General features: G+C 45.5%; 14 protein-coding genes. 4 read left to right on the top strand and 10 right to left on the bottom strand.

The window, feature by feature from the left end:
• The gene (locus tag JHD69_RS00905; protein ID WP_199136340.1) at positions 1-441 is read left to right on the top strand and encodes a carboxymuconolactone decarboxylase family protein; all 441 of its coding nucleotides are present in this window, start codon (positions 1-3) and stop codon (positions 439-441) included.
• Between the two features lie 48 nt (positions 442-489).
• Here the strand turns inward: JHD69_RS00905 and JHD69_RS00910 are convergent, their stop codons facing one another.
• Positions 490-1,062: a DUF1543 domain-containing protein gene (locus JHD69_RS00910; RefSeq protein WP_199136342.1), complete on the bottom strand. Its 573-nt coding sequence runs from the start codon at positions 1,060-1,062 to the stop codon at positions 490-492.
• 115 nt (positions 1,063-1,177) lie between these two features.
• On the opposite strand from JHD69_RS00910, the gene JHD69_RS00915 reads away from it, so the two are divergent.
• Positions 1,178-1,870, top strand: coding sequence for a hypothetical protein (locus JHD69_RS00915; RefSeq protein ID WP_199136344.1), 693 nt, complete (start codon positions 1,178-1,180; stop codon positions 1,868-1,870).
• 89 nt (positions 1,871-1,959) lie between these two features.
• Here the strand turns inward: JHD69_RS00915 and JHD69_RS00920 are convergent, their stop codons facing one another.
• The 4 genes from JHD69_RS00920 to fumC all read right to left on the bottom strand — a co-directional run bounded on the left by JHD69_RS00920 (position 1,960) and on the right by fumC (position 5,205).
• The gene (locus tag JHD69_RS00920; protein ID WP_199136346.1) at positions 1,960-2,403 is read right to left on the bottom strand and encodes a low molecular weight protein-tyrosine-phosphatase; all 444 of its coding nucleotides are present in this window, start codon (positions 2,401-2,403) and stop codon (positions 1,960-1,962) included.
• A gap of 23 nt (positions 2,404-2,426) precedes the next feature.
• A complete protein-coding gene (locus JHD69_RS00925; protein WP_199136348.1) occupies positions 2,427-3,227 on the bottom strand; it encodes a S1/P1 nuclease in 801 nt (266 codons plus the stop codon).
• A gap of 10 nt (positions 3,228-3,237) precedes the next feature.
• Complete coding sequence (locus JHD69_RS00930) at positions 3,238-3,702, bottom strand: fumarate hydratase (RefSeq protein WP_233165601.1); 465 nt, start codon at positions 3,700-3,702, stop codon at positions 3,238-3,240.
• Positions 3,703-3,807: 105 nt separating this feature from the next.
• Positions 3,808-5,205: a class II fumarate hydratase gene (gene fumC / locus JHD69_RS00935; protein WP_199136352.1), complete on the bottom strand. Its 1,398-nt coding sequence runs from the start codon at positions 5,203-5,205 to the stop codon at positions 3,808-3,810.
• Positions 5,206-5,390: 185 nt separating this feature from the next.
• Here fumC and JHD69_RS00940 point away from each other — a divergent pair, with 185 nt between their 5' ends.
• Both JHD69_RS00940 and JHD69_RS00945 read left to right on the top strand, forming a co-directional pair.
• Positions 5,391-7,601, top strand: a complete 2,211-nt coding sequence (locus JHD69_RS00940) for a beta-N-acetylhexosaminidase (RefSeq protein WP_199136354.1) — start codon at positions 5,391-5,393, stop codon at positions 7,599-7,601.
• Between the two features lie 103 nt (positions 7,602-7,704).
• On the top strand, positions 7,705-8,937 hold the full coding sequence (locus tag JHD69_RS00945; RefSeq protein WP_199136356.1) for a serine hydrolase domain-containing protein: 1,233 nt from the start codon (positions 7,705-7,707) through the stop codon (positions 8,935-8,937).
• A 46-nt stretch (positions 8,938-8,983) separates the two neighbouring features.
• Here JHD69_RS00945 and recG read toward each other — a convergent pair whose 3' ends face one another.
• From recG to JHD69_RS00970, 5 genes are all read right to left on the bottom strand, one after another.
• Positions 8,984-11,092: an ATP-dependent DNA helicase RecG gene (gene recG / locus JHD69_RS00950; protein WP_199136358.1), complete on the bottom strand. Its 2,109-nt coding sequence runs from the start codon at positions 11,090-11,092 to the stop codon at positions 8,984-8,986.
• Between the two features lie 7 nt (positions 11,093-11,099).
• The gene (locus JHD69_RS00955; RefSeq protein ID WP_199136360.1) at positions 11,100-12,005 is read right to left on the bottom strand and encodes an EamA family transporter; all 906 of its coding nucleotides are present in this window, start codon (positions 12,003-12,005) and stop codon (positions 11,100-11,102) included.
• Between the two features lie 3 nt (positions 12,006-12,008).
• A complete protein-coding gene (locus JHD69_RS00960) occupies positions 12,009-12,389 on the bottom strand; it encodes a RidA family protein (RefSeq protein ID WP_199136362.1) in 381 nt (126 codons plus the stop codon).
• Between the two features lie 37 nt (positions 12,390-12,426).
• Positions 12,427-12,570 (bottom strand): DUF6728 family protein, encoded by a 144-nt coding sequence (locus JHD69_RS00965; protein ID WP_199136364.1) that lies wholly within the window; start codon positions 12,568-12,570, stop codon positions 12,427-12,429.
• 71 nt (positions 12,571-12,641) lie between these two features.
• Positions 12,642-13,751, bottom strand: a complete 1,110-nt coding sequence (locus tag JHD69_RS00970; protein WP_233165602.1) for an OmpA family protein — start codon at positions 13,749-13,751, stop codon at positions 12,642-12,644.
• Positions 13,752-13,856 lie beyond the last annotated feature (105 nt).

The following is a 13,856-nucleotide window of genomic DNA, read 5'->3' on the forward strand; positions in this document are numbered from 1 at the left end:
ATGAACCCAAGATTTAATATCGCCGAACTAGAGCCGGCTGGCTATAAAGCCATGCTGGGCCTAGAAAATTACCTGGCTACCACCAAATTAGACAAAATGCACAAGGAACTGATCAAGATCAGGACTTCGCAAATCAACGGCTGTGCCTTTTGTATTGATATGCATACCAAAGACGCCCGCAAATATGGCGAAACCGAGCAGCGCATCTACCTGTTAAACGCCTGGCGCGAAACCAACCTGTTTAATGAGGAAGAAAGAGTTGTTTTGGCTTTGGCCGAAGAAATGGCACTGATTGCCAATGGCGGGCTTTCGGAGGAAACCTTTCAAAAAGCAAAAGCACTGTTTGATGATAATTACATTGCCCAACTGATGATGGTTGCTGTAACTATCAATGCCTGGAACAGAATTGCCATCGGTACCCATTTGCAGCCTGCACAATAAATGCATCAATAATACTTGCGAAGCTTGAAGGCTTCGCAAGTGTTTATGCTAGAGTTCTCCCTTTACAATTTTGGCCAAAGGAAAATAGCCCAGGGTAATCTCGTCTTCGGCCTCGATATTGCCTGGCGTAAATTTCAAGGCATACTTTTTTTTGGTAGCCGAACTTAGGATGTCTTCTATTTCGAAAATATCGTCTACGTCTACGCCATACTTGTCGTCGATGTGCGAGGAGGCCCCGTCAAACCAGGTTTGTTTATAAAAAGCCGTTTCTTTGGCGGTTGCGATGGCTACCGCCTTTTGGTCGGCTACCACCAACATTTTGTAGTGCAGTTCGTCGAATTCGTTTTTGCGATAGCCCCCCAGGTTGAGAAAGAACAAGCTGTTCGGGTCAGTTTTGGGATGGCCTTTTTCAACCACTTCTATCCTATAGTTGCCCACCTTACTCACTACGCGCCAGGCATCGATATGGATCTTGCCTTTGGCTTCGGGCCAAAATTCTACCATTTCCGGAACCAGCTCTTTTAGGGAGTTGGCAATGCCGAAAAAAACATCGTGCTGTTCGGTATGCCTCCTGGCTGGCCGACAACCCAAAAGAACCATAAACAACTGTGGATTTTGCATTTGCTTGAGCTATTGAGTATTTTAAAGGCACAATTTCGTCAATTGTACGGGTTCATCAAAATAAATCAAAACATTTGGAATCGCGCTGCGTTTCTAAAAGAAATCCATCATTGTTATGCTAGCACTTCAACGCCCGCCAGACGGTGGAACGCTTTACACGGAAACCAATTTGCAGCACTTTTTTCCGGAGCCGCTCAATGCCATTACTTCCTGCTTTTTTCTGGCTATTGCCTTTTACTGGACTATAAGGCTATGGAAAGACTATAAATCGCATATGTTTTTAACCTACTGTTTGGTGTTGCTTTATATCGGAGGCATTGGGGGTACTACCTATCATGCTTTTAGGCAGTGGCGAATGTTTATCATGATGGACTGGATGCCGATTATGCTGCTGTGTATATCGGCTGGGGTTTATTTTTTGGCGCAGCTTTTCAGGTGGTATTATGCGGTATTGCTGGTATTGGCTTATGTGGCTTTGCAGTTCTTTTTCAGGAGCATGGTTACCCACGATAAAATGCAGTTGTTCATCAACATCAATTACGCCATGATGGCGGCCTTGGTGCTCCTACCGGTATTGGGCTACCTGATCAGCACCCGATGGAAAAACGGCAAATGGGTGGGCATGGCTTTGTTCGCTTTTATCATTGCGCTTACTTTTCGCATTGCCGATCAATGGGAATGGCTAAGCACAGGCACGCATTTTCTGTGGCACACCTTTGGCGCCATGGCCTCATTCTGCATGTTCAACTATATTTACTTGACCAACGCTAGAGAGGTGGAAGGCGAAAAACTAAAGCTGAAAGGCTAAAGCGAAGAGGTCAAATGGAAGTTTTCAGTTGGCAGCATGTCATCCGATTTAGCCGTTGACTAGTGGCTAATGAGCCTTCCGGCTTCCGACTAAAAGCTACCCCTAAACTCTTCGATCAGTTCTTTGCAACGTTTTTCGACTTGTGCGCAAACCGGCTCGAAAAGGGCATTGTCGTAATAAGGATCGGCTACTTCCTCATCGTCTAGGAACAGCTTCACCTTTTGGCGTTGTGCCGGCGTGGTGGCCAAGGCAAGTACGTCTTTCAGGTTATTCCTGTCCATCACCAAAATATGGTCAAATTGCTCGAACATCGCTTTGTTAAAATGACGGGCACGTTGAGCCGAAATATCATAGCCAAAGTTTTGGGCAATGGCTATGCTCCTGCTATCGGGCGCTTGTCCCACATGCCAACTGCCTGTGCCTGCCGAGGCAATTTGCCAGTCCAGGTGCTGTTCGTTTACCAAATGGCGCATAATGCCCTCGGCCAAAGGCGAACGGCAAATGTTGCCCAGGCAAACCATTAAAATTCTCACGTATTTGCGATTAGCTTTTCGAACTATTTATAAATATCATTCAGCACCTTGGCTAAACGAATACCGCCTTTCAGCAATTGTTCGTTTACGGTGTCGATCCAATCAAAATTGTATTTATAACTTAATTTATCGTCGTTTTTAACGCCTGTAGCATAAATCTTGTTGCAGATTTGGTACGACTCATAAACGCAGTCTTTTAAACTGGCTTTTTGCCAGGCGCCCAATTGCAGGGCAGTTGGGTGATTAATGGCTTTGGTGTATTCGGTATAGCTCAGTTGCTGAAAATCAACCAATCCTTCGTCCCATACACGATGCAGGTTAGACTTTTCGCCAAACCAGGTCAGCAAAATCTTGTTGCCGCCCAAATCGTCTTTTCTGGCGGTGTGCATCGGCTGGTGCATATCGCCTATCAGGTGGATCACCATTCTTAAGGCCAGTTTCTTTTGTTCGGCTGTGCTTTTCGGGTTCTTGAGCACGGCAATCATCTCATTGGTTTTGTTATAGATGTTTGGCCCAGGCTGATGGTCTAAGAAACTGAATACATCGTTTTGCGACAATCCTTCGGGCAGGTTCACATAATGCCAATTGCTCAGGTAGTTATAGGCCGTGTCTGATTTGATAAAATCGGCCCAGTTGGCGGTGATGGCCATGCTTTCGGCACCCAAAATCTGCTGTACGGCTTTGCGGGCCTTCGGGCTGAGGTAATAGTCGGCCACTTCGCCAACAATACGGTGGCCCAAAACGCCCCATGCACCAGCGGTGAAAGGAATATAAGCCAAGACAAAAGCAATGGCTAATTTTTTTAACAGGTTTAATTTTTTCATCTGTTTAGGATTACAATTCTTTAGGGACGCAGGTAATTGGCTCCTTTAGGACCAATACGCACTCGCGCTGGTCGGCCAGGTTTTCAAGCACCAACCTGCTTCCACTGGATGATTTGATTTTAAAATTGTTCAGGTAGCGCCCGCTGCGGTAACAGCCCGAAACCTTTTGCTTGTAATTGGCTTTGGTAAAAGTTCCATTCAAAATCAAGGTATCGCCTTTAACGGCATAGGTACCTTTTGCATATTCTTTCCAAACGCCGTTGTTAAAGCAGGAATCGGAATAGTAGTTTACTTTCGAATGCGTAGTCAGGTCTACATAAAACGAATCGCAGCTAATTTTGAAATGGTGCTGCGTATACGAAAGCAGGTCTTTGGCATTGGCTACGCTGTCTTGGTTCCATACACCTTGCAGCATGGTTTCGCCTCTGCCCTGTACGTTAGGCAAACGGGTACAGGCAGTTAAACAAAGTAACAAGTGAAAAGTAAAAAGTAAAAAATAGGATTTTCTACCGAGAATCTTATGGCTAGTATTCATCTAATTAAAATATGCTATTTAAACTTTTTACTTTCATGCTCAAACTTATTTCAAGCTGCCTACCATATCTTCCGGACGAACCCACTCGTCAAACTGCTCGCTGGTGAGCAAGCCCAGTTCAACAGCAGCTTCGCGCAGGGTTTTATTTTCTTTATGTGCCTTTTTGGCAATCTTAGCGGCATTTTCGTAACCGATATGCGGATTTAAAGCCGTAACCAGCATCAACGAATTTTCCATGTGCTGTTTAATGACTGGTCTGTTTGGCTCGATGCCCTCGGCACATTTGTCGTTAAACGAAACGCAGGCATCGCCAATTAAACGACCCGACTGCAATACGTTGGCCGCAATAACCGGTTTAAATACATTCAGTTCGAAATGGCCGTTACTGGCGCCAACGCTTACCGCCACATCGTTGCCCATTACCTGTGCGCAAACCATGGTTAAGGCCTCTGGCTGGGTTGGATTTACCTTGCCTGGCATAATCGATGATCCAGGTTCGTTATCAGGGATAATGATTTCGCCGATGCCACAACGCGGGCCCGAGCTCAGCATCCTGATATCGTTAGCCACCTTCATCAATGAAACGGCAACACGCTTGTAGGCGCCCGACAGTTCAACCATCGCATCGTGTGCGGCCAAAGCTTCGAATTTGTTTGGAGCCGTTACAAAAGGCAGGCCGGTTAGTTCGGCAATTTTTTGGGCTACCAACACATCATAACCTTTTGGCGTATTTAAGCCGGTGCCTACTGCAGTACCACCCAAAGCCAACTCCTTGATCATTTCCAACGCATTTTTAATCGCCCTGATGCCGTTGTCTATCTGTTGTACATAGCCAGAAAATTCTTGGCCCAAGGTTAACGGTGTGGCATCCATAAAGTGCGTACGGCCGGTTTTTACAATGTCGGTCCACGAAGCGGCTTTTTGTGCCAGGGTATTTCTCAACTTCTCCAATCCCGGGATGGTTACGGTTACCGCTTGTTGGTAGGCCGCAATGTGCATTGCGGTTGGATAAGTATCGTTAGAAGATTGCGATTTATTGACATCATCGTTCGGGTGCAGCACCTTTTTGTCGTCGCCCAAATGGCCGCCGTTAAGCACATGGCCACGGTTGGCAATTACCTCGTTGGCGTTCATGTTGCTTTGGGTACCCGATCCGGTTTGCCAAATCACCAAAGGAAACTCGGCATCCAACTTGCCGGCAATCACCTCGTCGCAGGCCTTGGCAATTAAAGTGGCTTTATCCTGTGGCAAAACACCCAGCTCGGTATTGGCCAAAGCGGCAGCCTTTTTCAAATAGCCGAAAGCATGTATAATTTCCTTTGGCATCGAAGCCTCCGGTCCGATCTTAAAATTATTACGCGAACGTTCGGTTTGAGCGCCCCAATATTTATCGGCGGGCACTTGTACCTCGCCCATGGTATCGTGTTCTATTCTGAAACTCATGATGTTTGCTGTTTTTTTGGCAAATTTAAGTTTTTTGATTAAACGAGCCCTCTTTTAGCCTAGATAATTTGCAACATTACTGCCACATGAACAAACGTTTGCGCACTGTTAAGGCCTTAAAAGCCGGTCTTCTATCCTTACTTTAAGGGTAAAATCGGAAACTGTAGCCAACCAAAACTATTTTTATGCGTACCAAAGCCGCCTGTCTTTTATTCTTATGCCTGTTTGCCGGGGCGTTTCATTCATTTTCGCAACTCAACATCATTCCTTTGCCACAAAAGGTCAAAGCAAACGGAACTGTTTTTAGCATTAGGCCCCAAACCAACATCTACTACCAGAAAGGACTTAAAACGCAGGCCGAATTACTGGCCTCGGCTTTATCGCCGGCCACCGGCTATGATTTTAAGTTGCGGGAAGCCCAATCGGCCAAAGACGGAATCTGGCTGACTTTGGGCAAAACAGCTGTGGCAAACCCAGAAGCCTACCGCCTAACCGTTGGGAATAAGCAGGTTAACATTATGGGTAATACCAGCAAAGGCGTGTTTTACGGCATACAAACGCTGCTGCAATTGTTACCTGCCGAAATCTATAACCAGCAACGCCAAAAAGGCAAAACCTGGACGGTTAAGGGAGCTGATATTGAAGATGCGCCGCTTTATCCATGGCGAGGCATGATGCTCGACGTATCGAGGTATTTTTTTAGCAAGGCTTATGTATTGAGGTTTATCGACATGATGGCCATGTACAAAATGAATAAGCTGCACTTCCACCTGATCGATGATGCGGGCTGGCGGCTGGAAATCAAGAAATACCCCAAGCTAACTTCGATTGGCGCGTGGCGAGGCCAAGGCGCCGAACGTACCGGCGGCTACTATACCCAAGAAGACATTAAGGAAATGATAGCCTACGCTTCGGCGCGAAACGTAGAAATTATACCAGAAATAGAGCTTCCGGCCCATACTTTGGCAGCAGTGGTGGCCTATCCTTACCTGGGCTGTACGGGCCAGCAGTTCGAAATGCCTACCCAACACTCCATCAGCAAGGAATTGTATTGCGTGGGCAAGGAAAGCACCTTTGATTTTTTGGCCGACGTTTTTAAGGAAGTATTCGACTTGTTCCCCTCTAAATATGTACACATTGGCGGCGATGAAGCTGTTTATACCAGATGGGCGGCCTGTCCTGATTGCCAAAAGCGCAAAGCCGACTTGGGACTGAAAACCGAAGCCGCTTTACAAGTATATTTTAACCAGCGCGTACAAAATATGGTGAAGCCTTATGGAAAAACCATGGTAGGCTGGGACGAAATTATTGAAGATGGCTTGAAAGAAAAAGTGGTAGGCATGGTTTGGCACGACCCTAAAAAAACATTCAAGGCCGTAGAAAACGGCCACGATGTGGTGCTGTCGCTAACCAAATTTTGCTATTTTGACATGGCCGAAAGCAATATTCCGGGCGAGGTAAAAGCGGCTACCTGGGTTGGCCTTGTTCCCTTGGAAAAAGTTTACCAACTCAATCCGCTGGTTCCGGGTCTTGACGAAAAATACCGCCAACAGGTATTGGGGGCTTCGGCTACCCTTTGGGCCGATCAGTTTATACATGGCACACTTTTGCAGGAAATAGGCCCACTGAATGAAAACCGTTCCGAAAAATATTTCGATTACCTTACTTTTCCACGCCTATCGGCATTGGCCGAGGTGGTTTGGACGCCACTGGCCCAACAAAACTGGGAGGGCTTTGAAAGAAGGCTTGCCAGCCATTACCTGCGCTACCAACAGGCAGGCTATGGCTTCCGTTTGCCTCAACCCCAATTGATCAGTGCCGAAAAAACCGATAAAGGCTATGTGGTTAAGCTCAAAAACGTGGTTGATGGTGCCCAAATCCGTTATACTACCGACGGAACTTATCCCAATCCCTACGCTCCGGTGTATAGTCAAAGTGTAACCGTTGGCGAACTCAAAGACCTGATGGCCATAACCGTACTGAACAGGGAACAGTTTTCGCTGCCGCTTTATTTTCCAGAAAAATATGAACAGTTTAAAAAATATGGCGAAGTAGTGGCCGAGTGGAATCCCAGCAAGATCACAGGAAAAGCATACAGCCCTTTTGAAATCAATGCAACTGGAAAAATCAATGCAAACGGCAACTATGCCCTTGCCTTTATGTATACCGGAGGCCGCACCAAACTAGAAATCCAATCAATTACCGTATGGAAAAACGGCTTAAAAATAGCCGAAGACCTCCACGAAGGAAGTACGGGTTCGACGCAAAAAGACCATGTTTACAAGTTCAATATCAAGGAATACGAAACCGGCGCCGCGTTTACGATCAAAGCCATGGTTAGAGGCGATGTCGACAACGATTCGAACGGTATCGTGCTGCTCAAAAAGGAAGGCTAAAAGCATCGGCTTGATTAGATTAAGCTAATGTTTAAAACTCTTTTAGGTTTAAAAACCCAATTATCGTTATTTTGCTGGCTTTTAAACCCGTATATTTTATTACATGAAGTTTCGTCTACTCCTAACCGCCGTTGCGCTCTCTCTAATCACGGTTTCGGCCTGTACCAACAAAGAAGAAAAAGCCAAAAAAGCGGCTGCGCAGCAGAAAATAAGAACCAAGGAGGACGACAAGGCCGACAGCCTGCTCATTGCCTACGACCCTAAAAAAGGCGATCCCTGGATTGCTGACTTTGTACAAAACCTGCACAAAAAATACGGATTTAACGGCAATATGCTTGTGGCCCGCAAAGGAAAAATCCTTTACGAAAAAGCCATTGGCTGGGCCGATTACTTGCATCGCGACAGCCTGAAAATCAATTCGGAATTTGAGTTGGCCTCTATTACCAAAACCTTTACCGGCGTAGCCATTATGCAACTGGTTGAGGCGGGCAAGCTCAAACTGACCGACGACGTGAAAAAGTTCTTTCCTAATTTTCCTTACGACGGAATTACGATAGAACTTTTATTATCGCACCGCAGCGGCATGATGAACTACGTTTATTTCATTGACGATATTTACCGCAAGGAAAAACTCAACATGAAAAAAGGCGTTACCAACCAAGAGGTAATGGACATCATAGCCGATAAAAAACCTAATCCGTACACCAAACCCAACAAGGTTTTCCATTACAACAACTCCAACTTTATGGTGTTGGGCGCCATTATAGAAAAAGTGACCAAGCAAAGGTATTCGCAATACATGATGGAGCATATCTTCAAGCCAGCAGGCATGAAGCATACCCATGTTTATTCGACCACTGAATATGAGAAAATTCCGGTTGATGTAGTCGGTCACGACCGTACCTGGCGCTATTCGGTGGTTCAGAATTTTTTGGACGGTCCCGTGGGCGACAAAGGCATTTATAGTACATTGCACGATTTGGTACTGTACGACAAATACCTTAAAAACGGCCGGCTGTTAAGCCAAAAGAGCCTTGATTCGGCTTATGTTGGTCGTAACAAACCTGTAAACGGCCACTTTAACTACGGCTACGGCTGGCGCATGTTCGATGGCAAAGGCATGGACAAAGTGGTTTACCACACCGGCTGGTGGCATGGTTTCCGCCACATCTATGTACGCGATTTGGACAAGGATATCGTGGTCATATTTTTGGGCAACCTAACCAACGGCAGCTTGATGCACCTCGACGATTTGTATAAATACCTAAAGATGCCGATTATCCGCAAAGGAGCCTATACCGGAGCTGGTTCGTTGCCAGGAAGCGACGAAGACTAGCGCCTGGAAGTCCGTGGTTGATAGCCCATGGTTAATGGCCTATTCCCTAAGAAATCTTGTCAAAAGCAATTCCTTGGTTTTTTCTGTCGAGATAGGTTTTGAGCAGGCTATTTTCTGGCAGGCTCACCATCGGGTCGCGCTCAAATATTTCGATTACCGTATTTCGGGCTTCCTGCAGAATGATTTGGTCTTTAGCCAAGTTGGCTACCTTCAGTTCGAGCACGCCACTTTGCTGGGTCCCGGTAATATCGCCAGGCCCTCTCAGCTGCAGGTCTATCTCCGAAATCTCAAATCCATTATTGGTTTTCACCATGGTTTGTAGTCGCAGTTTTGAGTTTTGGCTCAGCTTACTGCTCGACATCAAGATACAATAAGATTGCTCGGCCCCACGGCCTACACGCCCACGCAGCTGATGCAGCTGCGAAAGTCCAAATCGCTCGGCATTTTCGATAATCATCACCGAGGCATTGGGTACGTTAACCCCCACCTCGATTACGGTTGTGGCCACCATGACCTGTGTCTTGCCTTCAATAAACTGGCGCATCTCAAATTCCTTGTCGGCATTGGGCATCTGCCCGTGTACAATACTAATTTGGTAATTGGGCAATGGAAATTCAAATCGCAGCTGTTCTATTCCCGCCTCTAAGTGCATCAAATCAAGTTTTTCGCTTTCCTTAATCAGCGGATAAACCACATACACCTGTCGGCCTTTGGCAATTTCCTGCTTCATAAAGCCAAACATCCTCAAACGCTGCCCTTCGTACAAATGTTTCGTTTCTATGGGTTTTCTACCTGCCGGAAGTTCGTCTATTACCGAAACGTCTAAATCGCCATACAGGGTCATGGCCAAAGTGCGCGGAATGGGCGTAGCAGTCATGACCAAAATATGAGGCGGAACAGTATTCTTCCTCCACAGCTTGGCCCTTTGCTCTACACCAAATCGATGTTGCTCATCAATAACCACCAGGCCCAAATTCTTGAATTTAACCTTGTCTTCAATCAGTGCGTGAGTGCCCACCAAGATATCGATTTCGCCATTTTCTAATTGCTGGTGCAAAACCGTGCGTTGCTTCTTGGTGGTAGTCCCCGTTAGAATAGAAACATTAACCAGTTCACCTCTTAACAGCGAAACCAGCGATTCGTAATGTTGCCGGGCCAAAATCTCGGTAGGGGCCATCATACAGGCCTGATAGCCATTATCATTGGCCAACAACATGCTGATCAGGGCCACTACGGTTTTGCCACTGCCCACATCGCCCTGTACCAAGCGGTTCATCTGGCTGCCCTTTTGGGTATCGATCCTGATTTCCTTAATTACCCGCTTTTGGGCATTGGTCAGGTCAAAAGGCAGCATTTCCTTATAAAAAGTATTTACGCGCTCGCCAACCATATCAAATAAGAGCCCCTTAAACTTAAGGCTGCGCACCTGCTTATTGTACAGCAGCTGCAACTGGATAAAAAACAGTTCCTCAAATTTCAGTCGCCGTTCGGCTTGTTGCAGCTTGGCTTGGCTGGCGGGAAAATGGATGTGCACCAAAGCTTCTTTCCGACTGATGAGCTTATATTTTTCGAGCACATAGGCCGGCATTGTTTCCCGAACCTCGTTAATATGCAGTTCAATCACATGCTGAATCAGCTTCTGCAGGCCTTTGCTATCTAAAAAGTTCTTTTTAAGTTTTTCGGTAGAGTTATAGATCGGCTGTAGGGTAAGGTTACCCGTTAAGCCTGGCTGACGGGGATAGTTTTCAAGCTCGGGATGCGAAATACTAAAGCGGCCATTAAAAAAAGTAGGCTTGCCAAAGGCGATGTAGGTACTGCCACGCATCACATGGTCTTCTACCCATTTAATACCCTGAAACCAGACCAGTTCCATGATGGCGCCCGTTTCGTCGGCAAATTTGGCTACCAAGCGTTTTTTGTGCTTTTCTCCGATTACTTCCTTGCTCAGTACTTTACCAACCACCTGCACCAAGGGCATTTCGGGATCGAGCTCTCCGATCTGGTAAAAACGGGTGCGGTCAATATACCTGAATGGATAATGGTAAAGCAGGTCTTTATAACTGGACATGCCCAATTCCTTTTGCAAAAGCTCTGCACGCTTAGGGCCTACGCCCTTAAGGTAAACAAGAGGTGTATCTAAATTTGAAGCCTGCAAAACGAATTTATTTTCTCTTAAAAGTAAAAATATCTTTCATCAAGTTCCAATTAAATAGCAAAACGGCAAACAGCAGCAAGAGGTAGGCCAACAGCTGGTGCAGGTCTATCTGCTCTCCAAAATAAACAATGGCCACTGTAAAGGCAATAATGGGATTGATATAAATGATAATACCTAAAGTAGAAGAAGGAATGCCGATTAAGGCATAAAGGCTTAGAAACAACGGAATGATGGTAAACAGCACGGCAATGACCACGATGTTTCCCCAAAACCAAACGCTGGCAGGAAAGTCTTGATGGCTGCTCAAATAAAATGGCAGCATCAGCAGTACGGCAATGGCAATCTGTACAGCCAATACATTGAGCTTATCCAAGTGTTGCATTTTGCGCTGGATAATCAGGTAAAACGCATACAGCGCTGCAATGATTACAGACCAAGTTACTTCTATCAACGAGCCAGTGGCCAACATTACAATGCTGAGCAAGGCAACGCCCAAAGCAATCAGCTTAAGCCTCGAAAGTTCTTCCTTCAAAATCAGGAAGCCTCCGAAAGCGGTAATCAGCGGGCATACCATATAAGCAAATGCCGCCGATTTGAGGCTCACATTATTGACTGCATAGATATAGGTATACCAATTGAGTGTAAGCAACACCGTGGCCCCTAAGATTTGATATACGATGATCCGTTTTTCTTTGGGCAAAGCCAACTTGAAATATTGAATATCCTGCGCCAGCGATTTCCTTCTGAACAAGAGAATAACCATCCATATCACCGCCAAAGAAGTAAATATGCGGTAATAAAGGATTTCCTGCGAAGGGAATGCCTTGATATTCCTTAGCGGAATGGCAAAGAAGCCCCAAATGGCTACGGAAAGAAATCCGGCCAGCAGATATTTGGTTTTAGCCCGTTGCAATGCTTAAGCCTTATAGGCGGTTACCGAAATTTCTACGTTTACGCCTTTAGGCAAGCCTTTTACGGCAACGGTTTCGCGGGCAGGGTACTCAGCCTGGAAGTAAGAACCGTACACTTCGTTTACCTCGGCAAACAGGCTCATATCAGACAGAAAGATGGTGGTTTTAATCACGTGTTCAAAATCATACTCGGCCTCTAACAACACGGCCTTGATATTGCGCATCACTTGGTGTGTTTCTTCGGCAATAGAAGTTTGGTTAAGTGCTCCGTTTTCGGGATTGATGGCCACTTGGCCCGAAGCGAACAGAAATCCATTGGCAATTACGGCCTGGCTGTAAGGGCCAATTGGGGCCGGAGCATTACTGGTATTGATTATTGTTTTCATCTATTGGTTTTTATGGATCGGGTGTCTAGTCGGCTACTTATTTTTTGAGGATAAACCACTGTACGAGTTTCCAGATAATACCACCCAAAAACAAGGTAATGGCTATGGCATTAATGGCATGCATAATCTTGATATTGGTATTTTTTGGCCGGTCTGGGTTATTCTTTCTGAAGAAGTACATGATACAAATGTAAGGATAAAAAAAAAGAGCCCCGAAATTTCGGGGCTCTTTTCTTATCGAGTTAAGCAAGATTAGTTTCTTGAAGTCTCAACGCGACGGTTTTGGATACGACCTTCTTCAGTGTCGTTAGAAGCAACTGGGTTAGCTTCGCCGTAACCTTTAACAGTTACTTGACTAGCGTTAACGCCAGAATTTACTAAGTAAGTTTTAACAGAGTTAGCTCTGTCTTTAGATAATTTCAAATTGTATGCAGCAGTACCTTCGCTAGAAGCATAACCTTTAGAAGTTACTTTACCACCGTTTTCACGCAATACTGAAGATAATTTATCTAAGATTGGATAAGATTCGGTTTTCAAAACTGAAGAGTTGAATTCGAATTGGATTGGCTCAAAACCAGTTCTGTTGTCAACTGGAGCAACTGGAGTGTTATTGATTACAGTTGGAGCAGGAAGTGGACATCCTGAACCGTCAACTTTAGTTCCAGCTGGAGTACCAGCACATTTATCGAATTGATCAGCTACGCCGTCGCCATCAGAGTCTTTTTTCAAGTCTTCAACTGATTTCTCAACGTTAGAAACACGGTTTTTCAATGCTTCAACTTCTTGACGTAATGAAGGATCTTTCAATTCATCATACATCATAGCTACTGGGTTAACCCAATCCAAGTTAGGTTTAGCTTTAGAACCTAGAGAGAATTCTAAACCAGCAGAACCGTAAGAGAATTTATCTTTTGAAGTACCACCAGCATAAACTCCATCAACGTTGTCACCATCAACAAAGTTCATGGTATAAGCCAAGTTGAAAGATACGCGGTCTGAAACTTTGAATTTGATACCAGCACCTACAGGGATATAAGCTTCTTTGATGAAGTCGTTATCGCCATTTTCGCCATATTTACCTTTGTTGTTAACAACAGTACCATTAGCTAAGGTTACTTTTGGATTGTAAGCCATTAAACCGTAACCAGCAGTAACGAAGAAGTTAACTGAATTTTCGCGACGTAGGAAATCTACAGTGGCAACATTCACAACACCTCTCAAGTCAGCAGCATACTGAATGTCGGTTTCGAATTCTTTAGTTCCGTATCTAACACCACCTTTAGCATCTTTGTTTGTGCCAGATAGTTTGCCACGGAAGATGTTACCTTCTAAGCCAAAAGCATGACCTAGTTGTTTACGCAACGAAATTCCGTAACCCAAGTTCACATCCCCTGTCTCTTATACACATCTAAAAAGGGGGGGGGGGGGGGGGGGGGGGGGGGGGGGGGGGGGGGGGGGGGGGGGGGG

The organism is Pedobacter sp. ASV12 (assembly GCF_016429155.1).
Classification (GTDB): Bacteria; Bacteroidota; Bacteroidia; order Sphingobacteriales; family Sphingobacteriaceae; genus Pedobacter.

What these genes read in the sequence shown, in the direction of transcription:
- JHD69_RS00960 (WP_199136362.1), bottom strand. Translation starts at nt 12,389, where the DNA reads ATGAAAACAATAATCAATACCAGTAATGCTCCGGCCCCAATTGGCCCT.
- JHD69_RS00945 (WP_199136356.1), top strand. Translation starts at nt 7,705, where the DNA reads ATGAAGTTTCGTCTACTCCTAACCGCCGTTGCGCTCTCTCTAATCACG.
- JHD69_RS00925 (WP_199136348.1), bottom strand. Translation starts at nt 3,227, where the DNA reads ATGAAAAAATTAAACCTGTTAAAAAAATTAGCCATTGCTTTTGTCTTG.
- JHD69_RS00915 (WP_199136344.1), top strand. Translation starts at nt 1,178, where the DNA reads ATGCTAGCACTTCAACGCCCGCCAGACGGTGGAACGCTTTACACGGAA.
- JHD69_RS00910 (WP_199136342.1), bottom strand. Translation starts at nt 1,062, where the DNA reads ATGCAAAATCCACAGTTGTTTATGGTTCTTTTGGGTTGTCGGCCAGCC.
- JHD69_RS00905 (WP_199136340.1), top strand. Translation starts at nt 1, where the DNA reads ATGAACCCAAGATTTAATATCGCCGAACTAGAGCCGGCTGGCTATAAA.
- JHD69_RS00940 (WP_199136354.1), top strand. Translation starts at nt 5,391, where the DNA reads ATGCGTACCAAAGCCGCCTGTCTTTTATTCTTATGCCTGTTTGCCGGG.
- fumC (WP_199136352.1), bottom strand. Translation starts at nt 5,205, where the DNA reads ATGAGTTTCAGAATAGAACACGATACCATGGGCGAGGTACAAGTGCCC.
- JHD69_RS00965 (WP_199136364.1), bottom strand. Translation starts at nt 12,570, where the DNA reads ATGTACTTCTTCAGAAAGAATAACCCAGACCGGCCAAAAAATACCAAT.